Raw genomic sequence first — 23,888 nt, forward strand, 5'->3', positions numbered from 1 at the left:
CTTGGAAGGTTCTCCGAATTGTCTAGGCTATATGCTCCTCCTCAGGCCTATTTCGTTGCATCGTCGTCCTAAGGGAAAGAGGCCACGGTTGACGTGCGCAGGCGGTGCTTCCCTAACAGCGTAGCCTCGTGATTCCTTGCTGGCGTAGGACCAAAGGAGAGTGGTCATATGTCTGTAGTAAGCCTTCGCGACGGAGAGACTCAAGAGAGTCTGCTCAAGCGTTTCACCAGCATGATCCAGCGCTCCGGCATCCTGCGCGAGGCGAAACGGAAGCGCTACTTTGTATCCAAGGGTGAGACGGCCCGCGAGAAGCACCGCCGCGCCGCCCGCCGTCGCCGCCTGCGCGTCTAGCGTCGCCCCGCGCTTGTATCACACGCCTTCTCCCTGATACCCGCGCTCACCCCCGGAGACGCTTGCCCTGTCGGTGCCTCTCGCGACGGACCAGTAAGCTGGCTTGCTGGCAAAGGTCTGTAAGGTCTCGTTGGCAGGTGTTGCTGACCTCCTCAGTTGCACTTGTGTTGCCTCGGCCAATCCCGTAGAATCCGCAAGGAAACTCACGTAAACGTCGCATGCGGAGGAGCCATGTCGTTTTCCACAATCCTTCTGGACAAAGAGGGCGCGGTCGCCACGCTGACGCTCAACGTGCCGGACAAGCTGAACACCTACTCGCCGGAAATGGCGAAGGACCTGATGGCGGCGTGGACGGATGTGAACAACGACCCGCAAGTACGCGTCATGATTCTGACGGGGGCGGGCCGGGCTTTCAGCGCGGGGGCAAACGTCAACCTGTTCCGGGAGGCCGCGGAGCACCGGCGTAAGACCGGGGAGCGCCGCGCGGTGCAGGACAACTGGTTCCCGGAGCACGGCCCGCAGTTCCTGACCCGCATGGACAAGGTGACGATCGCGGCTATCAACGGCCCGGCGGTGGGCATCGGCTTCACAATACCGCTCGCCTGCGACATCCGCATCATGGCGGACACGGCGACAACGGGCGCGGTGTTCGGCCGTGTTGGTCTGGTCCCCGAGTTTGGCAGCACCTACCTGCTGCCGCGCGTCGTCGGCCTGCCCAAGGCGCTGGAGCTTGTCCTCACCGCCAGGATAATCGGCGCGGCCGAGGCCAAGGAGATTGGCTTGGTGCACAAGGTCGTGCCCGCCGCGCAGTTGATGGACGAGGCCCGCTCCTGGGCGACGACCATCGCCGCGAACGCCCCCCTGACGCTCAAGCTGGGCAAGCATGGCCTCTACAGGGCGCTGGACGCCACCTTCCAGGAGCAGTGCGATTGGGAGAACATCGCCCAGGACTTCATAATGGGCACCGCGGACCACCTGGAGGGCGTGACTGCCTTTCTGGAGAAGCGGGCGCCGCGCTGGACGGGGAAGTAGCGGCGTCTTGCGGGCGCGGAGCCGTCCGGCGGCTTGTGCTATCATGGACGGGTGTAGCCGTCCGCGGCTTCGGGTGTAACGAGCGGGGGTAATTCAGTGGTAGAATGCCACCCCTCCAAGGTGGACGTCGCGGGTTCGAATCCCGTCCCCCGCTCCAGCATGCCTGTTGTCAGCTTCGGTCCCGGGTGCGACATGGTTTCAGGCCTCGTCTTCTTGCATCTCTTATCGGACGCGAGTTTTGATTGGCAAGGCTTGGATCGTTTCTTGGGATAGCTGCTTGAGACACTCTCTGGTGGGTCGTACGGCGCTTGAGGAGGGTGCACGAACATGGTAAAAACCGCAACGACGAAGCCCCAAGCGAAGTTTACGGCGGTGTTCCTGCGTGACGGCAAGTGGTGGATTGGGTACGCGGAGGAGCTGCCGGGAGCGAACGCCCAGGGCAAGACGCTTGAGGAGGCCCGCGAGAGCCTGCGCGAGGCCGTCGTCCTGATTCTTGAAGCCAACCGCGAGCTGACGCGCCGCGAGACCCTTGGAAAGGATGTCCTGAGAGAAGAGCTTTCGGTCGCCTAACATGACGCGCCGCGCCTTGCTTCGCCACCTCCACGGGCATGGTTGCGCGCTACTCCGCGAGGGCAGGAGACACTCCGTCTATTGGAACCAAGGCGCCCGCAGGACATCCACGGTGCCGCGCCATGTGGAGATATCCGAGAAGATGGTGCAGAAGATATGCCAGGACTTGGGGATTCCACGGCCATGAGCCGCGCGGGGCGCGGTAAGAGGCGCTGACGCTGGTCTAACCCTTTCGTAAGCCCCCCGCTTGCCCTTTCTCCCCTCAATCGTCCACAATGGATGCACCGGAGACATCGGAGCACTCACGCCATCCAGGTCTCGGACATCGCCTGCCGCCAGGTCGCGACGCCGCGCATGAGCGGCCCGGATTGAGCACGAGCACCAAAGGAGCGCCATGCCGAACCGTCTGGTGAACGAGACAAGCCCTTACCTGCGCCAGCACGCGCATAACCCGGTGGACTGGTACCCGTGGGGCGAGGAGGCGCTGCAAAAGGCGCGGGCGGAGGACAAGCCCATCCTGCTGAGCATCGGGTACTCCGCGTGCCACTGGTGCCACGTGATGGAGCGGGAGTCCTTCGAGGACCCGGCCATCGCGCGCCAGATGAACGAAGGCTTCGTCTCCATCAAGGTGGACAGGGAGGAGCGTCCCGACCTGGACGCGGTCTATATGCAGGCAGTCCAGGCCATGACCGGCCGGGGCGGCTGGCCGCTCACGGCTTTCCTGACGCCGGACTGCAAGCCCTTCTATGGCGGCACCTACTTCCCGCCGGAGGACCGCCACGGCGGCCCCGGCTTCCCGCGCGTGCTGGCGGCGGTGGTCGAGGCCTACCATACGAAGCGGGCCGACCTGACGCGCGCCGCCGATCAGCTCGTGTCCAAGCTCCGAGAGAGCACGGACGTGCGCACCGACGGCGCGGCGCTTACCGCGGACCTCTCGCAACGGGCCTACAGCACCATTTACGCCGGTTTTAATCGGCAGTCGGGCGGCTTCGGCGCGGCACCCAAGTTCCCCCAACCGATGACGCACGAGTTCGTGCTGCGTTCCTGGGCCCGCACCCGCGACCCGGAGGCCCTGGAGATGGTGGAGTTCACGCTGGCCGTGATGGCGATGGGCGGCATCTACGACCACCTCGGCGGCGGGTTCCATCGCTACTCCACGGACGACATTTGGCTGGTCCCGCACTTCGAGAAGATGCTCTACGACAACGCCCTCCTTGCGCGGCTGTACCTGCACGCCTACCAGGCGACGGGCAGGCCGTTCTATCGGCGCGTCGCTGAGGAGACGCTGGACTACGTGCTGCGCGAGATGACCAGCCCGGAGGGCGGGTTCTATTCCAGCCAGGATGCGGACAGCGAGGACGTGGAGGGCAAGTTTTACGTCTGGACACCCCGGCAGGTCAGGGACATCCTGGGCAAGGACGGCGACGTCTTTTGCCGCTACTTCGACGTCACGGAACAGGGCAACTTCGAGGGGCAGAACATCCTGCACGTGCTCACGCCGCCGGACGCGCTGGCGCGGGAGATGGGCGTGCCGGAGGACGAGATGGCCCGCGTCGTGGGCGAAGGACGTCGCAAGCTGCTGGAGGCCCGCCGGAAGCGCGTGCCCCCAGCCCGCGACGACAAGGTGCTGACCGCGTGGAACGCCATGACTCTTCGAAGCCTCGCGGAGGCGGCGGCCGTGCTGGGTCGCGACGACTATCGCCGGGCGGCGGTCGCTAACGCCTCTCTCCTCCTGACCGCGCTGCGTCCCCAGGGCCGCCTGCTGCGCTCGTACAAGGACGGCCAGGCGCGCGGCAAGGGCTACCTGGAGGACTACGCGTGCCTTGTGGACGGGCTGCTCGCCCTCTACGAGGCCACCTTCGAGCGGCGGTGGTTCGACGAGGCGCGCTCGCTGGCGGACCAGATGCTTGAGCTGTTCTGGGAGCCGGCGCAGGGCGTCTTCTACGACACGGGCCGCGACCATGAGGCGCTCGTGTTCCGTCCCCGCGACGTCTTCGACAACGCGACGCCTTGCGGCGGGTCGGTGGCCGCGGACGTCCTGCTCCGCCTGGCGACGCTGACCGGCGAGGAGAGCTACGCCAGCCGCGCCGTGGCGGCCCTCGACTCCGTGCACGGCCATATGACTCAGTACCCGCTGGGCCTCGGACACTGGCTCTGCGCGCTCAGCTACCATCTGGCGACGCCCAAAGAGATCGCCATCATCGGCCCGCGCGACCATCCGGCCACCCGCGCCCTGGCGCACGCCGCGCACCGGCCCTTCGTTCCGCACAAGGTTATCGCCGGGTGCGCCCCGGACGACTCTTCCGCGGAAGGGGATGGCATCCCGCTGCTCAAGGGCAGGGGCATGGTCAACGGGCGTCCCACGGCCTATGTCTGCGAGCGGAACACCTGTAAGCTCCCCGTCACCGATCCGGATGCGCTGCTCAAGCAGATGGGGGAGTAGATGGAGCGTCCCGTCCAGTTTGCAAGCGACGGCCTGCGCGTCAGGGGCGACATGCATATTGTCGGCCCCGCTGCTCCGTGGGTGGTCATGTCGCATGGGCTGGAGAGCAGCAAAGACGGGGACAAGTGGCCCGTGCTGGCGGGCGCGCTCGTCCAGGTGGGCATCAGCGCGCTGCGGTTTAACCATCGCGGCTGCGGCCAGGGCCCACAGGCCAGCGAGGGTGCGTTCCAGGACACGACGCTGACCGGACGCATCGCCGATTTCCGCGCCGCGCTGGACATGGCGGCCTCAACGGCAGGAGACGGCCCCGATCGTATCGGGGCGGTAGGATCCAGCTTCGGCGGGATGGTCGTCGCGGCGGCGCGCGACCCGCGGGTGCGTGTACTGGCCCTGCTGGCGACGCCCGTGGCGATACCCGCGCCCGCCGCGCAGGAGATCGTGGACGGCTACCACTACCTCCAGTCGGGCAGCCGCCTCTGCGCGGGGTTCTTCCGGGACGTGGCGCGGTACGATATACTGGCGGCGGTGCGGGACTTCCGTGGGCCTGTCCTGGTGGTGCACGGCGACAGGGACGACGTGGTGCCGGTGGAGCATGCGGTGCGTCTGCACGACGCCGCTCGCGGCCCGAAGCGGCTTGAGGTCATCCCAGGCGCCGACCACGTCTTCAGTGCGCCGGAGCACCGTGAGCGGGCCGTCGCGCTGTGCGTGGAGTGGTTCAAGACTCATCTTGCCTGAGCAAGGAGACGTCCGTGACTCTACAGTCGTTCCTGTCCACGTCCCTGAAGGAGCTGCATCAGTGTCTGGACGACGCCACCAGAGGGCTGACGTCGGAGCAGCTCCACTGGCGGCCCGGGGGTCGGGTGAACCACATCGGATTCACGCTCTGGCACTACGCACGCACGCAGGACAACGTCATCCGATTCGTCGTTCAACGCCGGCCCACCATCTGGATGGAGGGCGGATGGGACAAGCGGTTCGGCCTGGACTCCAAGTCCCAAGGAACGGGCATGAGCCAGGAGGACGCCTTCAAGCTCCGCATCAACTCGCTCGACGACTTCCGTACGTATATGCGCCAGGTCTTCAAGGAGACCGAGGCCTACGTCGCGAACGTCCAGGAGGCGGAGCTGGAGCGCATGCTGCTGGTCAAGCCGCTCGGGGAGATGCCTGTGCGACAGGTGCTGGGCAGGCCCGTTGTGACCCACGGCTTCGGCCACCTGGGGGAGATATACACCATCCGCAGTGCGATGGGCATGCCGGGGAACCCCATCTAGCGGGGCGCGCCGGGCTGCTCAGACGCTTGACGGAAGTCTGTTGCCGCGCTAGAGTCTGAAACGTTGGAAGGGACAGCCGTCCGCTTCCACGGGTGAAAGGAGGCTCCTATGGCCGTAGCCACAACCATCCGCATGAAGTCGCCCGTCGCCAGTGCGCCGGACACCAGGAACCGCCTCGCGCCGCTCGTGGACGACGTGCGCGGCAAGGCAGCCGGTTTCCGCGTCCAGTGGAGCAGCTTCGACGTGTTCATGAAACGCTTTGAGGAGCTGCTGATGGAGCGCAAGCAGCCGCGGTCCGTCCATATCATGGACCAGAACTGGGAGTCTCCCGCCGTCATCAAGAAGGGCCTCAAGATGAATTACGCGGACCCGGGCTGGGCCAAAGAGTGGGACGAGTTCGCCAAGAACGCGGACTGGGCGGTGGTTGGGTTGGCGGCCTGAGGCGGCTGCACCTCGTGGAGTATCCACGACACGGTCGAAGCCCAGAAGCGCGGCATCCCGACTGTGACCATCGTCACCGAGCAGTTCGTCAGCCTCGCCAAGAGCGTCGCGAAGTCCATGGGCTATCCCGACCTGCCGATGGTGGTCGTCCCGCACCCGTTCGAGACCCTTTCTCACGACACGATCCGCAAGATCGCGGAAGAGAAGTACGACGAGATTCTCTCCAAGGTGCAGAAGGCCAAGGAAGTGCGCGTGCCCGCCCAGGGCGCGGCCTCGTAGCTCGAACGTCATGACTACTGAGTACATCGAGGTCGAAAACGACATAGACAAGGCGTTTCAGGCCGCGTACGAGCAGGGCTGGACGGACGGTCTGCCCGTCATTCCGCCCACGGAGCAGCGCGTGGCGGCCATGCTGGCGACGGTGGACCGTAAGCCGAGCGACGTCATCGGCCTGCTACCGCCCCGGAACGGGCAGGCTATCGTCGAGAAGGTGGCGGTCAGCGCGGTCATGGCGGGATGTCTGCCGTCCTATTTCCCCGTGGTGGTGGCGGCCATCGAAGCCGCCGCCGACCCCGCGGTCTATCTGCGCGGCATCAACTCCACCACGAACCCGGTGGCGCCTTTGCTGATCATCAACGGGCCTATCCGCAAGGAGATTGAGGTCAACTGTAGCTGGAGCGTGATGGGGCCGGGGCCACGCGCCAACGCCACCATCGGGCGCGCGTTCAGCCTGTGCATGATCAACATCGCGGGGCGCATCCCCGGCGAGGTCACGAAGTCCACGCACGCATCGCCGGGGCGCTACACGTGGTGCATCGGCGAGTACGAGGAGAAAAGCCCGTGGGAGCCGCTGCACGTGGAGCGCGGCTTCAAGAAGGAGGACAGCACAGTCACGCTGCTCGCTCCGACGGGCCACATCAACGCGCTGGACATGCTGGGCCAGACCGGCGACGAAATCCTGACCATGATCACGTCGTGCCTCAGCCTGATGGCGAGCAACAACTTCTTCAACCGCTACGGCGAGGGCGACATGGGCGTCATCCTCTGCCCGGCGCACGCGGACATCATCAAACGCGACATCGGCGGCAAGCAGAAGGCGAAGGAAGCGCTGCTGGAGAAGACGAGCCGATGGATTCGGATGGCGGACATTCCGCCGCATCTCAAGGCGGCCGTTGAAGGGCTGAACCCTGGCTCGAAGCAGATCGAGGGCGAGTTCGCCCGGCTGGCGGCCCGCGCCGACCAGTTCGTGCTGGTGGTCGCGGGCGGCCTCGGCGGGTATCACTCCGTGGCGCTGCCCACGTTCGGCGGGCCGCAGACCATCACGTGGGCCATCAAGGCGAAGAAGCGGTAGGGCCGTCCGGTCAGAGCGGCCTGACTCCAGAGGCGCCAGCACCAAAACGGGGTGGCCCGAACTAGAAGGGGCCACCCCGTTTCTCTTTGACATGGCGGAACGATTGCCTATTGGGAGTCGCCTTGCGGCTTGAGGCCCCTGTGGTGGGTTCTCTGGACAGCACTCGAACCTGCTACGGCCTGACCTTGTGCCGCAGGCTGAGGCGACTGCTAAACATGAAGTAAGAGCTCACGCACCGTGGCGTTGATGCAACGGCCTACCATGTGGTTGCCACGCGCCGACAGCCCTCTACGCCAGTTGCAGTCCGAGAAAATACGTTCGGTAGTACCCACGGTCTCTGGTCAGCAGTCGGTCAGCATGGAGGGTAGCATGGGCACCGATGAGGAAATCGGCCACGACGTGTTGGCGTGGGATGAGATGTGCTCCACACCTCGCGCAGTGAATGTCCTGTGAAGTTCCACAGGAAGGGCAAACCAGGGAATCTGGCCGCCGGCGCAGGTACTCGCGCCATGCCTTGCCTGCCAGGTAGAGGGCCTCGGTGCCCGAGGGCTGTAGTCGGATACCGGTATCTTCCAGGAACCGGTCCAGTTCCTCACGAGCGGGGAAATGGGGAGACAGCTCCGCGTAAACGGCTTCGGAGACGACCGTCGCGCCAGCTCTAAGGGACTCGGTCAGGGCCTGCTCTGAGGCGTCTCCGTGCGGAGCACCAGGGACAAGGACGTCCAGGAGGATGTTCGTGTCCACCGCAGTGATCACTGCCCGCGCATCTCCTTGACAAGCTCGTCGGGATCCTGCTCCGTCAGGTTTTTCAGGTAGCCCCTATACTTTTTGAGCGGAGCGGGAGGGAGGCGCTTCCTGAGGCGGAACACGCCATCTTCCTCCATGAATTCCAGTTTGTCTCCTGGCCGGAGCCCCATGCGCTCGCGGACCTCTTTGGGGATGGTCACCTGTCCTTTGGTGGTAATCCTCGTCATAGCCATGTCTGCCCTCACGGTAAGGAATTAATTCCTTACTCTATTGTAAGGGAAGGCGCGCATTGATGCAACTGGCATCGAGGCTGGCGGCCCGCGCCGACCAGTTCGTGCTCGTGGTCGCGGGCGGCCTCGGCGGGTATCACTCCGTGGCGCTGCCGACGTTCGGCGGGCCGCAGACCATCACGCGGGTGATCAAGGCGAAGAAGCGGTAGTGCCATCTGGTCAGAGCGGCCTGACTCCAGAGTCGCCAGCACCAAAACGGGGGGCCTATTTAGCTTAGGCCGCCCCGTTTCTCGTTGCCGTGTCGGAAAGATTGGCTATTGGGAATCGCCTCGCGGCTCGAGTCCCCTGTGGTGGGCGTCAGGGGACAGTGCTCGAACTTTCTGCAGTCTGAGTTGGCGGCTGGGGGCGGCTGCTGGCTACATCCTACGGCACAGGCTTCATTCGGAGTCGGCTGTCGATATTTCTCACACCGCAGGCAATCTGATCACATAGCCATTCTAGACTCAAGAACTCAGCGAACAATCTGCCAAAGAACCCGCGACTAACTCTGCAGTCCGTTTCCTTCGATCCAGACATTTGCCAACCAAGATTGCGTAGTCTCAGTACACAATTGTCTTCATCTAGCAGCTCCGCCGATAATCCTAGGGAGTTGAACCGCTCCTCAAGTACCTTGGTGTCAACGACGATCGCGATAAACAGTTTCCCAAGGTAGAACTCCCACAGTGCGTCCAGATTGTGGATGGACAACGTGAAAGGATAGTAGGCGGAATTCTGCCATTTGAAATCGTTAACAATTGCCAGCATTGGCTGCCCCTTACACCTCTGTCTGACCGAGGCCATCCAATCCAGTCTGGATTCGCACATCACCACATAGAAAAGGCCCTTTTCCACTTCTTCCCAGTTAAGGCCACATTCCTTAGCCCGTCGAATGATACCGTCTAGCCTCTTTCTATGGTTCACCTCTTCGCTACACACGGCGAATCTATTGAACTCGCCGTGTATTCCATATAGGTCGTGTGTCACGTCGGTCTTCAAGTAGTCCACTACTCTCTTGATATTTGCAGACTGCCTCCTTGCTCTCTGGTTCCTATGCGTTCCTGACTTCACTTCAACAATGGCGAACAGCTTGTCTCCTTGCCCCGCAGTGATGTCGCCATAACGGAGGCAATGAGTGACGTCATTCAATATGCCAACGCCACCCAGCTTAAATATCTTTTGCAATACACGCCATTCTTTTCGCAAGCCGGCCTTCCCGGATACGAAACCAGATGCCTCCTTAAAACGCATAGGCTTGATGTCGTACTTGTCGCCATATGTGAACGCGAGGGCGTCTCCGATATCCTTCAGAATATGCAGCACTCGCTTGTACCCTTCTAGCTTGCTGCTTCGAGCTTTGATAGCGCTCTTGATCTGACGCTGGTGGATTCTGTCTGCGTCCGAACCTGCGTATCCACTCAAGACCGCCTTGGCACTCTTGATCTGTAATCTGGTGACGCGTATCTGAGTTTCGACATGCTTGATTCTTTCCAAGAGCGTTCTCTGCAAACTCAGGCATGTTATTCTCGCCGATGATGGGTCCGCATTTAGACGATGGACGAGAGCCATCATATCCATCACCGACCGTTTGTAACGACTCACAATTGGGGGCAGAGATGAGACTAAGTCGCGTTCGCGCCGTCTATCCCCTACTGCTTGGATCATCGTCTCTCTGCCTAGGTGCGGTGTTGCAATAATCCTTCACATTATGGGCGTTGTGATTCTCAACTGCTACGACTGCCCTCGGAAGCATCCGCCCCGCGCCAATTCTAGCCCTGCAGAGCCTGCCCCGTCCACCGCCAACGCATGTTAGAGCGCGGTGCCTCACTATCGGTGTTTCACGCCCGCCCGGACGTCGCGCTGCTCGTCCGCGCTAAGGGCCGGAGCGTGGATCGGGCCGTCGCCCGTGGCTTTGGTCAGTCCTTCGATGGCTGCTACTCAGAATGCCGAGAAGGGGAGAGCCGGTCCCGACCAGGAACCCGAAGTCATACCAGTTGCCGCTTCTGGCGACGCTGTACAGAGGAAACTCGCCCCAGCCGCCGAAGACGTGGACGATGAGGACGATCCAGGCCGTGAGGCCGTTCCAGAGTCCCCACAGGACGTCTTGCCACCACATGATGCTCCTCTCCTTCCGATGGAATCAGGACATCCACTTCGCCAACTTTGTAGAACCAAACAGCGGGTCTTCGCGTTTGGCGCGCCCGCGCCTCTACCGCATCCCGCCGAAGCCCGTGACCGTCACGCGCGTCTGGAAGTCGCGCTGGTCGTCCGTCCACAGGGTCTTCAGATAGCCTATGACCTGGCGCACCTCGTTCGGCGAGAGGCCGTCCCGCCACGAGGGCATCCCCGCCGCTGTCCCGCGCGTGATGGTGCGGAACAGGTTGTCGTCCGTGTGCTCGTAGGCGTGGCCGGTCGCGTTCAGCGGCGGGCCGATCAGACCGCGTCCCTCGACGCCGTGGCATATCTGGCAGCGCTCCACGAAAACCAACTGTCCCGCTGAGGGCGCTTCCGGAGCGGAGGGGGCCATCGCCTGGGCGGGCGCGGCGCAGCCCGACAGCAGGAGCAGGGCGAGGGCCGCGCCCCTTCCACGGAAGGGCCAGGTCGTGGCGCTAGGCCGCCGGGCCGGACTGCACGGACGCGGGGACATAGACGCAGGATGGGTCGGATTCCAGGTAGTCGCCGGTGAGGCCGTAGGCGCGGGCGCGGGAGCCGCCGCAGACGCCGCGGAACTCGCAGGCGCCGCACCTGCCCTTGAGCAGCACCGGGTTGCGCAGCGCGGTGAAGAGCGCGGAGTGGCGATAGACCTCGGCGACGGGCTGCTCGCGCACGTTGCCCGCGGAGAGCTGCAGGAACCCGCTGGGATAGATGTCCCCCGTGTGGGAGATGAAGCAGAAGCCCTTGCCGTCGTTGACGCCCTGGTCGCGGGGCGCCCGCCCCTCGCGGAAGGCGTAGCCCGCGCCGGTCAGCTCCCACTCCACGCCGCCGCTCGGCTGCGCCTGCCGCGTGCGCTGGATGACCACGCGCCGGTAGTGCGGCGCCGCCGTGGTGCGGACGGCGAAGGAGGCCGTGCGCGAGAGGTCGTAGAGCCAGTTGAAGGTCGCTTCGTGCTCCCGCGCCGTCACCATGTCCGACATCTGGCCGCGTCCCGTCGGCACCAGGAAGAAGACGCTCCAGACGCGCGCGCCCACGGACGCCACGTGCTCTGCGATGGCCGGCAGGTCGCCGATGTTGTAGCGGCTGACCGTCGTGCCGACTTGCAGGGGGATGCCCAGCTCCTTGATGCTGTTCAGGACATCCAGGGTGCGCTGAAAAGAGCCGCGCACCCCGCGAAAGGCGTCGTGCACCTCTGGACGGGAGCCGTCCAGGCTGATGTGCACCATGTCTACGCCCGACTCTCTGGCCCGCGCCAGGTTCTGGGACGTCGCCAGTGCGGTGGCGCTGGGCGACAGGCCGACGCGCAGGCCCTTGCCGGATGCGTAGCGGATGATATCGAAGACGTCGCGCCGCATCAGGGGGTCGCCGCCGGTGACGATAAGGATGGGCTTGCCCATCTCCACGATCTGGTCAACGACGCGGAGGGCCTCCTCCGACGACAGCTCGCGCGGGTCGCGCTTGGGCTGGGCCGTGGCGCGGCAGTGCACGCACGCCAGAGCGCAGGCGCGGGTCACCTCCCACGCCAGTGTGAACGGCGTGACGTTGAAGTCCACGTCGAAGTAGTGGGGGCGTGGCGGAACGCGGTCAGGCATTGGTCGAAGCCCCGGCTGCCTGGACGATACGGTCGGGCGCGATGCCCAACTCGGCGTCCGTCAGGTAGCAGGCGGGGTCCTCCGCCCACATGTCGCCGAAGGTGGACTCGGCGCGCACGCGCAGATTGCCGTTGCAGATGTCGAAGTAGGGGCACGCGCCGCACCGCCCGTGGATGCGCCCCTTGCGGTGGCGCAGGCCCTGAAGCAACGGGTTGGACGCATCCTCCCAGATCTGGCTGAAGGGCCGCTCTCGGACGTTGCCCAGGGTGAGGTGCCACGAGAACTGGTCCGGGTGGACGTTGCCCATGTAGTCAATGCAGCCGATGCCTGACCCGGCGCTGTTCCCGCCGTTGCGGCGGAGCAGGGCCAGCACCTCGGCGGCGCGCGTCGGCTGGTCGCGCAGAAGGCGCAGGTAGAGGTACACGGCGTCCGTGTGGTTGTCCACGGTCAGGAACTCCAGGCCGGGGCGCACGTTGGCCCGCGCGTGCGCGAAGATGGTGTCCACCGCGTCCCGCGTCTCCTGGTGCGTGAGGTCGTAGTTGACGATGCGCTGCCCGCGCCCGGCGTACGCCAGGTGATAGACACAGCAGCGGTCCGCCCCTTCGCTCTCGGCGAGGCGCAGGACGGCCTCAAGCTGGTCGTAGTTAAGGCGCGTGAGAGTGAAGCGGACGCCGACGCGGACGCCCGCGGCGCGCGCGTGGCGCAGCCCCGCCATGGACGCCTGGAACGCGCCCTTGGAGCCGCGGAACTTGTCGTGCGCGCCCTCCAGCCCGTCGAAGCTGATGCCAATGTAGCTCAGTCCTGCTCCGGCCAGTTCCCGCGCGGCGTCGGGCGTGAGCAGCGTGCCGTTGGTGGAGAGGACGGGGACCATGCCTTTGCTCGCGGCATGTCGCACCAGGGACAGCAGGTCAGGGCGCAGGAGCGGCTCGCCGCCGGAGAGGAGGAGCACGGGAGCGCCGTACGCGGCCAGGTCGTTAATGACGCCGAGCGCCTCGTCCGTGGTCAGTTCGCCGGGGAAAGGACGGTCGGCGGCGCCCGCATAGCAGTGCGCGCAGTGCAGGTTGCAGCGCCGGGTGATGTTCCATACGACCACGGGCCGGTGGTGGACACGCTCGCCCGTATAGCGCAGGTGGTCTCCCCGCGCCGGCATGCCGCCGAGGAGACGGGTAACGTTAAGCATATTGCCCTCGTCGACAGGGAGTCGCGGTGGAGTCGGGACGCGCCGAGGGGTCTAGAGAGACGCCGTCGGGACCATCCGGCCGGATATTATCTGGAATTCGGAGGTGCGGCGCGGGTCCAGCAGGACCTTGACCAGCTTCTCCACGTCGTCCCGAACGTAGCGGCGCCGCCCGCCGAGCGTAAGGACGAACGGAAGCCGTCCCTCTCGTGCCCAGCGTGTGACGGTGTTCGGGGAGACCTCCATCAGCCGGGCTACGTCCGCGCGGGAGAGGAAATGCCGTTTCATCTGCAAGCCTCCTCAGGTGAATAGCGCGCGTTTCCGCTGCGCTGTGCAAAGGTACTTACAGAAAGCTTAGAAGGCTGTGAGCGCTCTTGCATGATGCAGGCGCACCATTCGCTGTGGTGTATTTGCGTCACGCCGGAATTCGGCGGGCGCGCCCAAGGCGCGATGGCTAGAGGGGTGGGCTGTCGAGGAGGCGGTTCTGATAGGCGTGAGCGATAGCTTGCGAGGTGGAGTGGACGCCCATCTTCGCAAGGATGCTTTGGACGTGGTTGCGGACGGTGAAGTGGCTGATCTGGAGCTCTTTGGCGATGTCCTTGGCGCCCAGTCCGGCCGCCAGGAGCTGCAGGACCTGGTGCTCTCGCGTTGAAAGGGTGGGGTGGGGAGGGGTGGGCGGCGAAGCGTCGGTGGGCTCCTGACTGGGCGTGAGGGTGATGTGGCCGTCCAGCCGCTTCAGGATGTCGTTCAGGACCTGCTCCGAACGGTGCTGCTCTGTGACGTCGCGGAGGATGTGCACCGTGTACCGTGGCACGCCTTTCACGTCAGGGACACCGATGACGCTCACGTTGACCCAGACGTCGTGTCCATCCTTGTGAGCGGTCAGCAGGTCGTAATTCCGCACTTGCTGGCTCTTGAGGACGGACGCCTTCGCGGAGCAACCGGGGCCGCAGAAGTGGTGGCACGAGTTGTCTCTACCCCCCACAACTTCGTGGCAGTAGCGGCCCACGACCTCCTTGGCGGGGTAGCCCAGCAGTTCCTCCGCCGCAGCGTTCCAGAGCACGATAAGCCCGTTTGCGTCCACCGCGAAGGTGGGGTCACCTGCTCCGGCGAAGGTGTTGAGCACTGACGGATGCGATGAAGGCATCGCTTTCTCCCCTTTGGCGTCAATGCGTTCTTTCGTTCTCATGTTACTCCTGTCGCGTGCGTCCTGCAAGGGGTGAGACGGTGACACCGTCATCAACGGAGGCTGGGTGTGCAAAAGATGGCCTCGGTGACTCCGGTGGAGACGCGCCCTCCTGCGCCGCCGCAGCGCTCGGCGCATGGCGCAGGACACGAAGGCGGTCGGGGCCGTCCGCGTGCATCAGACGCATCCGGGGCCGTCGAGGAGAAACGCTGGGGGAGCGACCGCTCGGCTTCGCACTGTATCCGTTCTCTATTACCCGCGGTGCTCGCGGTCGCACCGACCGCACATGAATATCAGGCCGAGGGACAGGGTGTCCACCTGGACGCGCCCGCAGGTTGGAGTGTTTGTCTCTTTGGACGTGTCCCAGACCATGTGGAAGCCCTTGCCGCAGAAGCGGCATGTGGAGGAGTTCTCGTCCTCCAGAGGCTCGCCACAGACCGCGCAGTTCTCGCCTATCCTGTCAACTACGTTGCTATCGCTCATCGGCGCTACTCCTCGGACGCCGGCTGCGTCAGCCAGCGGCGCACCCGCGCTTCCTCGTCCTCGCGGCTGCGCACCTCTCCGTCCAGCCGCGCGTCCCGTAGGGCTTTGAGCATCTGCCCCATGCGCGGCCCCTGCTTGACGCCCAGACGCGCCAGGTCGTGCCCGTCCAGCGCGGACTTGACGTAACGCAACTCGGCGAGGTAGCGGCGCAGGCGCTCGCGCGCGGCCTTATTGTCGCACGCGAAGGCGCAGGTCTGCAGAGCGGCGGGCTGGAAGCGTTCGAGCATGTGGACCACGGCGCTCGCTTGCAGATCAGGCCGCGTCAGGTCGGCGAGCGTCGCCTTGAGCGGCCCCACGTCCCGCAGCGCCTGGTCCGTGGCGCGGGGAAAGTTCAGGCGCCGCAGGGCGGCGGATGCCTCCTCCGGCGACAGGGTGTACATCAGCAGGCCCAGGTATATTTCGGGCAGGAGCGCGCCGGGCGGAGCGGCCCGCCGGGCCTGCGCGAACTTCCGCGACAGCCACGGCGCGTCATGCCAGGGCAGGCCCACGCGTTCAAGCGCGCCTATCTCGGCGAGGCGGGCAAGCCCCCTCTCGGGCGCGTCCTCCCTCAGCAGGAGGTCAAGCTCGTTGCGCACACGGTCGCCGCTGATGGCGTCCAGATACGCGATGTCGCGGCGCGCCAGGGCCTCCGTTTGCGGCTCCATGCGAAAGCCCAGCCGTTGCTCGTAGCGCACGGAGCGGAAGATGCGCGTGGCGTCGTCAACAAAGCTCTTGTCGTGGAGCACCCGCACCAGGCCCGCCGCCATGTCCTTTTGCCCGGCGAAGGGGTCCAGCAGGACGCCCTCGTTCGGAGGCGTGAGGCCCAGCGCGATGGCGTTGATGGTGAAGTCGCGGCGGGCGAGGTCTTGCGCGAGCGTGCCGGGCTGGACGGTGGGCAGCGCGCCAGGGCGGACGTACTTCTCGGTGCGCGCCGTGGCCAGGTCCAGGGACTGGCCGTGTCCCGTGCCCACGGGGCCGTTATGCATGACCTTGGCCGTGCCGAAGCGATCGTGCGCCTCCACGCGCCCGCCTGTCTGCTGGGCCACGCGCCGCGCCAGAGATGCGGCGTCGCCTTCCACCACGATGTCCACGTCCACCAGCGGTCGGCCAAGGAGCAGGTCGCGGACGGCGCCGCCGACCACGTAGAGACGGACGTTCTCCGCCGCGGCGGCGTCGCGGGCGGCGTGCACAAGGGGGCGCAGGTCGGCGGACAGGGCGCCGTCCAGGCGCGGAAGCAGGTCTCTGACGGCCATGCAACCTCCGGGCGCAACGTGCGCATTATAGCACAGGCGTAGCTATCCGCAGCCACTTGAGCCTTATGCACAATTCAGACACGAGGAAGACTGGATGTTGAAAAAAGGGCGCTTTAATTTACACACACATATCTGCTAGCTAGAGCTTGCAAAGCTAGCAGATATGTGTTATAGTGACAGCGGGAAAGTGGCTATGCCCCTTGCGGGGCATACCTCATATTAACGGCCCCTGGATTCTCAACCAGGGCGTCGCCTGACCACCGATAGACCAGGGGTGTGTCATTGGACATGCCTCCTTTCCAGGCCCTAGAGGACGTCCGCAAAACAGACTCTAGGGCCTCTTTTTTATCCCAAACGGGCCGTCTGCCCCGGTGTTTGGCTAAGATAAGAACGTTGAGCCTCAGCTTTGGAAGTCTTCCTGTGATATTTGTTTCTGGGTAGACCTTCCCAAAGCTCGTTTCTCGCTCCGGCTCTGAGTGTTCCGACGAGAGAATGCTTAGCGCGAAGCCTGTCTCTGTCATTGTCAATCTCATAAATCCGTTCAACCAGCGCATTTGCATGCATGACCTCATCGGTCTCGCCCAAGATGGAAGACACGATTTGGGTTAGCGACATGCCTTCCCACTCTGCACGTCTTACCGGCATATCCTTCGACCTATTTCCAGGTTTTCCAACGCCCCCCTTGGGCGTCAGTTCGTGCAACTGGATCGGCGACAGATTATGAGCTACCAACAGACTATTCAATTGCTGAACATACGCCTTGCACTTTTCAAGACGAAGCGTCACCCTTTTAGCTTCGTGAACAAGCTGCGAGTACTCGCGTTGCTTTTCTGCCGCCTGCTGCAGCAAAGCTTCTTCAAAGGTCGTTTGTCTCTCGCTGCTGTTCTGATTCATGACGTTCTCCTATGAGCGGTACACTTGAGAGTATAACAGGTCGATGAAATTAACGCAAGAGGAAATGTGCGACAGCCATCGCCAGCGAAAAAAAACAGGTATTTCTGAACATGCATATTTGGCATAGTGTTGGTAGTGGTAGACGCGGTGGACGGCACTAGACGGCACTAGGCAATACTAGACGATGCGAGACAGTGGTAGACAGTGATACACAGTGATGCATGGTGATATACGGTGATACATGGTGATACACGGTGATGCATGGTGATGCACGGTAAGGCACCGAGACGCACAGCGGTAGACAGTGCAATAGTCGCGAATCTGGTGAACGGGGTCACGACAGCGGCAATGGCGGGGAAATCTGCTATGCAGCTTTCTGGGCCAGGCTGGTGAGTGTGTTGCCACTGTTTGCGCATGATGGTGATGGCGGACTAGGGACAGCGAATGTAGGTCTTCCAATTGCCACGTATGCGGCATGGAGTTCAATTTCCGGTGGCCCCTTCGGGCGAGAAAGTACACTACCCCCTTGCCACGTCTTCTCGCGTCTGCCACAATGCCTGCAGGAGGATACCTATGTCTGAGACTATCGCGTTCGACGTGTACTGCGACTACACCTGACCCTACGTGCACACGGCGGCCGTCTGGCTCGCCGATGTCCGGAAGGCGCTGGGCGACCGTTTGGTGGTCACCTGGCGCTACTTCTCGCTGGAGCAGGTGAACAGCCAGGAGGGGCCTGAGTGGAAGCTGTGGGATCAGCCGGACTCGTACCATAGCAAGGGTCGCCTGGCGTTCCACGCCGCGGAGTCGGCCCGCCGTCAGGGGCCGGACGCCTTTGAGCGTCTGCACATGGGGCTTCTGAAGGCGAGGCACGAGGATGGCAAGAGCCTGGCGGAGCGCGCGGTGGTGCTGGACGTGGCGCAGCGCGCGGGGCTGGACACGGCCCGCCTGGAGAGAGACCTGGGCGACCGCTTGCTGCTGCGACGCCTGGGGGAGGACCACACGCACGCGGTGGAGAAGTACGGCGTCTTTGGTACGCCCACGCTGGTCTTCGCCAACGGCGGCGCCGCGTACCTGAAACTGCGGCCCGCGCCGCCGGCCCAGGACGCGTTGCGCGTGTTTGAGAACCTTCACCAGTTCATCGCCGGATGGCCCTTCATCGTCGAGGTGAAGCGGCCCACGCCGGGCGCACGGCCTCGGTAAGCGGAATGGCAGCATCGCACGACCTGGAGAAACTGGAGCGCGCGTTAGGGGTGGCCTTCCACGACCGCAGGTTCCTGGACGAGGCGCTTGTGCACCGCTCCTATGTCCACGAGCGGACGGCGCCGCTCTCCTCCAATGAACGTCTTGAGTTTCTGGGCGACGCTTTTCTGGGCTTCGTGGTCGCGGACGAGTTGATGCGCGCCTTTCCCGGCGTCTCGGAAGGCGACCTGACCCAGCTACGCACGGCGCTGGTGCGCGGAGAGACGCTGGCGGAGCTGGCCGCGTCGCTCAATCTGGGTGACTTCCTGTACTTGGGACGTGGCGAGGCGCAGGCCGGAGGACGTAAACGGACAACGAATCTGGCACGGGTGATGGAGGCGGTGATGGGCGCCGTTCTGGTGGACCAGGGCTACGAGGCGGCGCGAAGCTGGCTCCTCAGGCTTCTGGCGCCCGCCATGCAGCGGCTGGCGCGGGAAGGCCCTCCGCGGGACGAGAAGTCCGTCCTCCAGGAGATGGTGCAGGCGCGGGGCATGCCATCGCCGGAGTACCGGGTGGTGGAGGCCAGCGGGCCTGCCCACAAGCGGACGTTCGATGTGGAGGTGGAGGCGGGCGATGTGCGGGGCAGAGGCGCGGGGCGCAGCAAGCGTGCCGCGGAGCAGGCGGCCGCCCGGTCGGCGCTGGCGGCGCTGCGGGGGCGTGTCTAGGTTGCTCGGCGCTCTCCATGCGTTCCGTGGCGAGGACATTCGCGGGGGACGGAGAGAGCGCCTCCGAGGCTGGTTTCGAGGCGGGGGGCGCGGGTCAATCGGATCCCCTGCCGCTGGATGTCGCTCCCGCTACGTCGCGTCGGTATAGCTCGTGCGCAAAGTTACACGATCGCCCGGGGCGCTTCGGCAGCCGTGGGCTTCTTCCGGCCCTCTCGAATCGTGTAAACCTGGGCCGCCACCCCCAGCAGGAGGACCGCTGCGAAGGTTACGTAGACCTGGGGCGTGAGCTCCAGCAGGTCCTTTTGCTTGTTCATCTGCGTGTGGATGAAGAGGAAGAGCGCCAGCGCAAAGGGAATCCCCCAGACAAGCAGGTTTCTTCGCATAATCTCCTGGCCGGTGCTCTTGGGCAATGGAAGGAGCTCGGCAAACACGCGCTGCACCGCCATTGCGAAGGCTACAAGGCACCAGTCCTGAATCCAGGAGGTTAAGCCCTGTGCCGTACGGAAGAATCCCTGCGCCCACTGCTGTTGGCTGACAATGGGCAAGACAAAGGCCACTCCCCACGCCGCCGTTCCCAGACCGGCGACTGACACCAGACTGACCACGTCGAGAGTCAGTTTCTGCTTCGACGTAGGTCCTTGTTCCGGCATCGCCAACCCGCCCAGCTTCCCGAGCATCAGTCCGGGAGTGAAAGAAAACAGTCGAGATATCGCGACGGAGACGAAAGCGACGGCTATCTGCCCCGGGTAGAGCGCGACTTTAGCGGCCATCTTCATTCGTCGCGCGGCGAATGAACGGATCCACGGCTCGTATAAAGCGAAAAAACCGGTGGTCAGGCTGAGAGTCAGGAAAATCGTCAGCCCCCCGGGACCGAACAGGCCGGCGCCACTGGATAGGAACGAATAAAGAAGTCCGAAGAGAAACATCATCAGTACCGCGCGGGTGAAACGCGCACCGGATATCCAGGATATTGCCCGGCCTTCCAGTCCTCTCCAGCCAGCTACTTGCACCACCGCCCGCGCGACGCGGTCCACGTGACCGACCAGGTGCGTTTCTCTCTTCTTGACGAAGGTATTGGCAAATCCTGAGAACACGCTGATCAGATATGTTATCAATGCCGCCAGGAACACATTGCTTCCCACCACTTTCCAGTCCGTGGATACCTCTCGCGGCGTCGGGATAGTCTTGAAATACTCCGTGGTGTGGGGAAGGCTTGGCGGCGCCTCCGCAGGCTGGACGCCGCTGACACCCGTTTGTTGAGTGACAACGTCTGTTGCCTACGTGAAAGTCAGCCGCCCCGGCTCCGAGCTTACGGAAAGAAATGGCGGCGGCGTCTGACTACCGGCGCCCATGCGTTCAACAAGAGCCTGCGACACTTGGGCTGGGTTCACATCCAGCGGCATACCCCTGATGTCCAGGCGACCGTCCACCGCCGATACGGTTGCCACGACAGTCAGGTCCCCTGTCTCCACCTTCACGGCATTTCCCGCCAGGATGTGGATTTTCGTGCCGGGTGGGAACGGTGGCGGCAGATTGCTCCCGATATCGCGGTCCGTCAAGACGAACGTCTTGCTGCCGGGGACCGTTGTTTTGGCTTCGACGGCAGCGGCCGTCTGCGGCTGCGAAGGGCGGGAAGCGAAGGCGCGAAGCTGAGCAGTATCGCTGCGCTCGCCGACAAGATAGGGTATGTCGCCGGAGCGTACTTCGCGGAAGCCTATCACGCCCACACTGATTGGGCCCGACGCGCCGTCGAGACGCGGGAGGGTGGCCTCCAGGGAGGACAGGACGTTGAGGACCTCGGACGGCGTGGCCGCGCCAGACGCCAGGGCGGGTATGACCACGCCCTGGCGGGAAGCGAGTTGTGGGATGATCACGGGGGTCAGCGCGGGTCCGCTGGCGGAGACCATCGCAATACGGACGGTACCCTGGCTCACCTCGACACTCGTCTCTCCGTCATCGCGCACCGCCATGATGAAACTTGTGCTTCCACCGACGACGATCGTCGTCGGCGCCTTCAGCTCGAAGAGAGAATTCCTGGAAGAGGGTGGAGCGACTTTGTTGATAACCTCTCCCCGCAGTACCCTGGCTTTCACAACAACGTTCACTTCGTCCGGAGGAGGGGGCGCCGACCCGCGGACCATCGCCAGCATGCGGGTGAGAACCGCGGGCTTGTTGAGGGTGCGCGTGGATTCCTCGAGGACCATGTCGACCGGGCCGGTAACGCGACTGACAGTTCCATCGGCGTAAAGGAGGAAAGCATCACCCCCGGCCGGAACGCGCAGCCTCGCGTCTGGGCTCAGCGATGCCAGACTCCCGACGATTTGCTCCTTCTGACCTCCAGGCGTCAGCACGGAGGCTTTCCCCTGGACGACTCGAAGTGTGGTGGGCACTTCCTCGCGGCTTTCTGTCGGCAGGAGTCCCCACAAGGCAATAATTCCGAGTACGACCGCGCTCAGGAGCAGGATGTCCGCCAGAGTTCCGACTACTCGTCGCATTGCCGCTTTCCTCCGACATAAACCACAAGAACGGGTAGGTCATACCACATCCCGCCGCGAACGTCAACTTTCGTGGGTTCTCTCGCAACTCATGGTACAGGTGCTCACGAGCGGACACGTCGCGGACCGAGTTGTCTCTCCCTCTTCTTCCGAGAGAGGGGTGGGGGAATGAGGCGTCCGCGCTAAATCCACCGCCTCCACCGGAAGTAGACCGTGATGCCGATGGCTACGACCGCCATGAAGCCCAGCACGCCGAAGTAGCCGAACGGCCACTCCAACTCCGGCATGTTTCGGAAGTTCATGCCGTAGATACTGGCGATCAGCGTGAGCGGCATGAAAATCGTAGCCACCGTGGACAGCACCTTCATAACTTCGTTGGAGGTGCTGGTCGCCGCCGACAGGTAAACGGCCAGAGCGCCCTCGGCCAGGCTGACCTGTGACTCGATGGTGCGCGCCGTGCGGGCCATGAGGTCGTGCACGTCCGCGAAGTACACCCGCGTCTCCGGACGGATGAAGAAGAGCGGTTCACGGGCGAAGCGGAGGAGGACGTCGCGCTGGGGCGAGGCGACGCGGCGCACGTGCAGGATGCTGCGCTTCACCTGCAGGATGCGCAGCAGGACGCGACGGTTTGGCCTGTCCAGGGCTTCACGTTCCAATATGTCCAGTGTCTCCCCTAGCTTGTCCAGCACGGGCGTGTAGTTGCTGGCCATCTTGTCCAGAATGGCGTGAAGCAGGAAATCCAGCCCTTTGCCAAGGCGTTCCGGCTGTTCCTGGCAGCGCTCCCATGTCTCGGCGATGGAGGGGAGGGGGTCAAGGTGGAAGGTCAGCAGGTAGTTGGCGCCCACGTAGAAGTCCAGCTCCACGGTCTGGACCTGGTCCGCGGCGCCGTCCATGCGGATGCCATGCACTGCCGCGAAGATGTAACTGTCGTAGTCGTCAATCTTCGGGTACTGCACGACGTTGTAGCAGTCCTCGATGGTCAGAGGATGGAACTGGAAGACCTCCTTGAGGATGCTTCCCTCCTCCGTGCTGGGACTGTCCAGGTCAACCCACAGAAGCCCTCGGCGGCTGGCGACGGCCTCCGCAATCTGCTGGGGCGTCAGGTCCCTGGTCAGCGCTCCTTGCTCGTCTCGGTACATGGAACGGATCATCGTCGCGCGAACCTCCTGCGTGGCCGTTTCCCCTATTGTACGCGCCTTTCCAAGCGGTGTTTACGCCCTACCTGGGGCCATGCTATGATGACCGTGAACACCTTCCCAAGGAGTCCGCTCTGTTCAAGCTGTTCCGCCGCTCCGAGAAGACCGAGCAGGGGATCAAAAAGACCCGCGACACGCTCTTTGGGCGTGTGCTGGGCCTGTTGAAGGGCTCCAGCATTGACGAGACGCTCTGGGACGAGTTGGAGGAGGCCCTGATAGCGGCTGACGTAGGGGCCGCCACGGCGGCGCGGCTCGTCCAGAACGTGCGGGAGCGGGTGCGCCGCGAGGGCATCACCACCCCGGAGGGGGTGCGCGGCGCCCTCCAGTCCGAGGTGGTGGCGGCGCTGACCGTGCCGTACAAAGGCGCGCTGCGGCCCGCCGAGAACGGCGGTCAGGCGGTGCTGCCCAGGCCCCTGGTGGTCCTGGTGGTCGGCGTGAACGGCACAGGCAAAACGACCAGCATCGCCAAGCTGGCGCGCTACTTCCATGACCAGGGCAAGTCGTTGGTGCTGGCCGCGGCGGATACGTTCCGCGCCGCCGCCATTGACCAGCTCAAAGTGTGGGGCGAGCGCGTCGAAGCGCCCGTCATCGCGCACCAGCCGGGCGCCGACCCCGGCGCCGTTGCTTTCGACGCGCTCCAGGCGGCCCGCAATCGCAACGCGGATGTGCTGCTCATTGATACGGCGGGCCGGTTGCACACCAAGACAAACCTCATGGAGGAGCTGAAGAAGATTCGCCGCGTGCTCGCGCGGCTGGACCCCGCCGCTCCCCACGAGGTGCTGCTGGTTTTGGATGCCACCACCGGCCAGAACGCGGTGGCGCAGGGGCGCGTGTTCGCCGAGGCGGTAGGTATCACGGGCCTTGTGCTGACCAAGCTGGACGGCACGGCGAAGGGAGGCGTGGTGATCCCACTTTGCCAGGAGTTGAAGGTGCCCATCCTGTTCATCGGCACGGGGGAGCAGGCGGACGACTTCGCGCCGTTTCAGCCGGCGGAGTTCGCCGCGGCCCTCTTTGCTCCGTAACTTGCACACAGGCAGAAGACG

General features: G+C 64.1%; 29 protein-coding genes and 1 tRNA gene. 15 read left to right on the forward strand and 15 right to left on the reverse strand.

Features of this window, described 5'->3' with window-relative positions:
* Positions 1–168 precede the first annotated feature (168 nt).
* The 11 genes from rpsU (at position 169) to Q7T26_05645 (ending at position 7,459) form a co-directional block, all read left to right on the forward strand.
* Complete coding sequence (gene rpsU / locus Q7T26_05595; GenBank protein ID MDO8531626.1) at positions 169–351, forward strand: 30S ribosomal protein S21; 183 nt, start codon at positions 169–171, stop codon at positions 349–351.
* Positions 352–582: 231 nt separating this feature from the next.
* Positions 583–1,383, forward strand: a complete 801-nt coding sequence (locus Q7T26_05600) for an enoyl-CoA hydratase-related protein (GenBank protein MDO8531627.1) — start codon at positions 583–585, stop codon at positions 1,381–1,383.
* 82 nt (positions 1,384–1,465) lie between these two features.
* Positions 1,466–1,540 (forward strand) — tRNA-Gly (locus tag Q7T26_05605).
* A 170-nt stretch (positions 1,541–1,710) separates the two neighbouring features.
* Positions 1,711–1,953 carry a type II toxin-antitoxin system HicB family antitoxin gene (locus Q7T26_05610; protein MDO8531628.1) on the forward strand — a complete coding sequence of 81 codons (243 nt, stop codon included), beginning with the start codon at positions 1,711–1,713 and terminating at the stop codon, positions 1,951–1,953.
* A gap of 1 nt (position 1,954) precedes the next feature.
* Complete coding sequence (locus Q7T26_05615) at positions 1,955–2,140, forward strand: type II toxin-antitoxin system HicA family toxin (protein MDO8531629.1); 186 nt, start codon at positions 1,955–1,957, stop codon at positions 2,138–2,140.
* 207 nt (positions 2,141–2,347) lie between these two features.
* Positions 2,348–4,396, forward strand: coding sequence for a thioredoxin domain-containing protein (locus Q7T26_05620; protein MDO8531630.1), 2,049 nt, complete (start codon positions 2,348–2,350; stop codon positions 4,394–4,396).
* On the forward strand, positions 4,397–5,131 hold the full coding sequence (locus tag Q7T26_05625; GenBank protein ID MDO8531631.1) for an alpha/beta fold hydrolase: 735 nt from the start codon (positions 4,397–4,399) through the stop codon (positions 5,129–5,131).
* A 14-nt stretch (positions 5,132–5,145) separates the two neighbouring features.
* Positions 5,146–5,667 (forward strand): DinB family protein, encoded by a 522-nt coding sequence (locus Q7T26_05630; protein MDO8531632.1) that lies wholly within the window; start codon positions 5,146–5,148, stop codon positions 5,665–5,667.
* Between the two features lie 108 nt (positions 5,668–5,775).
* Positions 5,776–6,108: a hypothetical protein gene (locus Q7T26_05635; GenBank protein ID MDO8531633.1), complete on the forward strand. Its 333-nt coding sequence runs from the start codon at positions 5,776–5,778 to the stop codon at positions 6,106–6,108.
* A 63-nt stretch (positions 6,109–6,171) separates the two neighbouring features.
* Entirely contained in the window at positions 6,172–6,387 is a 216-nt protein-coding gene (locus Q7T26_05640; GenBank protein MDO8531634.1) for a hypothetical protein, read from the forward strand.
* Positions 6,388–6,397: 10 nt separating this feature from the next.
* Positions 6,398–7,459, forward strand: a complete 1,062-nt coding sequence (locus tag Q7T26_05645; GenBank protein ID MDO8531635.1) for a hypothetical protein — start codon at positions 6,398–6,400, stop codon at positions 7,457–7,459.
* Between the two features lie 288 nt (positions 7,460–7,747).
* Here Q7T26_05645 and Q7T26_05650 read toward each other — a convergent pair whose 3' ends face one another.
* Both Q7T26_05650 and Q7T26_05655 read right to left on the reverse strand, forming a co-directional pair.
* A complete protein-coding gene (locus tag Q7T26_05650; GenBank protein MDO8531636.1) occupies positions 7,748–8,203 on the reverse strand; it encodes a PIN domain-containing protein in 456 nt (151 codons plus the stop codon).
* Positions 8,204–8,211: 8 nt separating this feature from the next.
* A complete protein-coding gene (locus tag Q7T26_05655; protein ID MDO8531637.1) occupies positions 8,212–8,439 on the reverse strand; it encodes an AbrB/MazE/SpoVT family DNA-binding domain-containing protein in 228 nt (75 codons plus the stop codon).
* 59 nt (positions 8,440–8,498) lie between these two features.
* Between Q7T26_05655 and Q7T26_05660 the strand changes: the two genes are divergently transcribed.
* Positions 8,499–8,645, forward strand: a complete 147-nt coding sequence (locus Q7T26_05660; GenBank protein MDO8531638.1) for a hypothetical protein — start codon at positions 8,499–8,501, stop codon at positions 8,643–8,645.
* A 214-nt stretch (positions 8,646–8,859) separates the two neighbouring features.
* Here the strand turns inward: Q7T26_05660 and Q7T26_05665 are convergent, their stop codons facing one another.
* The 10 genes from Q7T26_05665 to Q7T26_05710 form a co-directional block, all read right to left on the reverse strand.
* A complete protein-coding gene (locus Q7T26_05665) occupies positions 8,860–9,966 on the reverse strand; it encodes a hypothetical protein (protein ID MDO8531639.1) in 1,107 nt (368 codons plus the stop codon).
* A 379-nt stretch (positions 9,967–10,345) separates the two neighbouring features.
* The gene (locus Q7T26_05670; protein MDO8531640.1) at positions 10,346–10,588 is read right to left on the reverse strand and encodes a hypothetical protein; all 243 of its coding nucleotides are present in this window, start codon (positions 10,586–10,588) and stop codon (positions 10,346–10,348) included.
* 93 nt (positions 10,589–10,681) lie between these two features.
* Positions 10,682–11,119: a cytochrome c gene (locus Q7T26_05675; GenBank protein ID MDO8531641.1), complete on the reverse strand. Its 438-nt coding sequence runs from the start codon at positions 11,117–11,119 to the stop codon at positions 10,682–10,684.
* A complete protein-coding gene (locus Q7T26_05680) occupies positions 11,082–12,218 on the reverse strand; it encodes a TIGR04053 family radical SAM/SPASM domain-containing protein (protein ID MDO8531642.1) in 1,137 nt (378 codons plus the stop codon). The genes Q7T26_05675 and Q7T26_05680 overlap by 38 nt, the downstream gene beginning before the upstream one ends.
* Entirely contained in the window at positions 12,211–13,398 is a 1,188-nt protein-coding gene (locus Q7T26_05685) for a radical SAM protein (protein ID MDO8531643.1), read from the reverse strand. The genes Q7T26_05680 and Q7T26_05685 overlap by 8 nt, the downstream gene beginning before the upstream one ends.
* Positions 13,399–13,449: 51 nt before the next feature.
* Positions 13,450–13,683, reverse strand: coding sequence for a helix-turn-helix domain-containing protein (locus tag Q7T26_05690; GenBank protein ID MDO8531644.1), 234 nt, complete (start codon positions 13,681–13,683; stop codon positions 13,450–13,452).
* Between the two features lie 166 nt (positions 13,684–13,849).
* Complete coding sequence (locus Q7T26_05695) at positions 13,850–14,584, reverse strand: helix-turn-helix transcriptional regulator (protein ID MDO8531645.1); 735 nt, start codon at positions 14,582–14,584, stop codon at positions 13,850–13,852.
* A 249-nt stretch (positions 14,585–14,833) separates the two neighbouring features.
* Positions 14,834–15,064, reverse strand: a complete 231-nt coding sequence (locus Q7T26_05700; GenBank protein MDO8531646.1) for a hypothetical protein — start codon at positions 15,062–15,064, stop codon at positions 14,834–14,836.
* 5 nt (positions 15,065–15,069) lie between these two features.
* Complete coding sequence (locus Q7T26_05705) at positions 15,070–16,356, reverse strand: hypothetical protein (GenBank protein MDO8531647.1); 1,287 nt, start codon at positions 16,354–16,356, stop codon at positions 15,070–15,072.
* Between the two features lie 345 nt (positions 16,357–16,701).
* The gene (locus Q7T26_05710) at positions 16,702–17,250 is read right to left on the reverse strand and encodes a hypothetical protein (protein ID MDO8531648.1); all 549 of its coding nucleotides are present in this window, start codon (positions 17,248–17,250) and stop codon (positions 16,702–16,704) included.
* Positions 17,251–17,823: 573 nt separating this feature from the next.
* Between Q7T26_05710 and Q7T26_05715 the strand changes: the two genes are divergently transcribed.
* Together Q7T26_05715 and rnc are read left to right on the forward strand one after the other, a co-directional pair.
* Complete coding sequence (locus Q7T26_05715; GenBank protein ID MDO8531649.1) at positions 17,824–18,450, forward strand: DsbA family protein; 627 nt, start codon at positions 17,824–17,826, stop codon at positions 18,448–18,450.
* Positions 18,451–18,455: 5 nt separating this feature from the next.
* Entirely contained in the window at positions 18,456–19,154 is a 699-nt protein-coding gene (rnc, locus tag Q7T26_05720; GenBank protein MDO8531650.1) for a ribonuclease III, read from the forward strand.
* Between the two features lie 161 nt (positions 19,155–19,315).
* Here rnc and Q7T26_05725 read toward each other — a convergent pair whose 3' ends face one another.
* The 3 genes from Q7T26_05725 to corA form a co-directional block, all read right to left on the reverse strand.
* A complete protein-coding gene (locus Q7T26_05725; protein MDO8531651.1) occupies positions 19,316–20,284 on the reverse strand; it encodes a hypothetical protein in 969 nt (322 codons plus the stop codon).
* 147 nt (positions 20,285–20,431) lie between these two features.
* Positions 20,432–21,649: a FecR domain-containing protein gene (locus Q7T26_05730; GenBank protein ID MDO8531652.1), complete on the reverse strand. Its 1,218-nt coding sequence runs from the start codon at positions 21,647–21,649 to the stop codon at positions 20,432–20,434.
* A 182-nt stretch (positions 21,650–21,831) separates the two neighbouring features.
* Positions 21,832–22,800, reverse strand: coding sequence for a magnesium/cobalt transporter CorA (gene corA, locus Q7T26_05735; protein ID MDO8531653.1), 969 nt, complete (start codon positions 22,798–22,800; stop codon positions 21,832–21,834).
* A gap of 128 nt (positions 22,801–22,928) precedes the next feature.
* On the opposite strand from corA, the gene ftsY reads away from it, so the two are divergent.
* Positions 22,929–23,867, forward strand: coding sequence for a signal recognition particle-docking protein FtsY (gene ftsY, locus Q7T26_05740; GenBank protein MDO8531654.1), 939 nt, complete (start codon positions 22,929–22,931; stop codon positions 23,865–23,867).
* The last annotated feature ends 21 nt before the right edge of the window (positions 23,868–23,888 follow it).

The sequence above is a fragment of the Dehalococcoidia bacterium genome (assembly GCA_030648205.1).
Lineage (GTDB): Bacteria > Chloroflexota > Dehalococcoidia > JAUSIH01 > JAUSIH01 > JAUSIH01.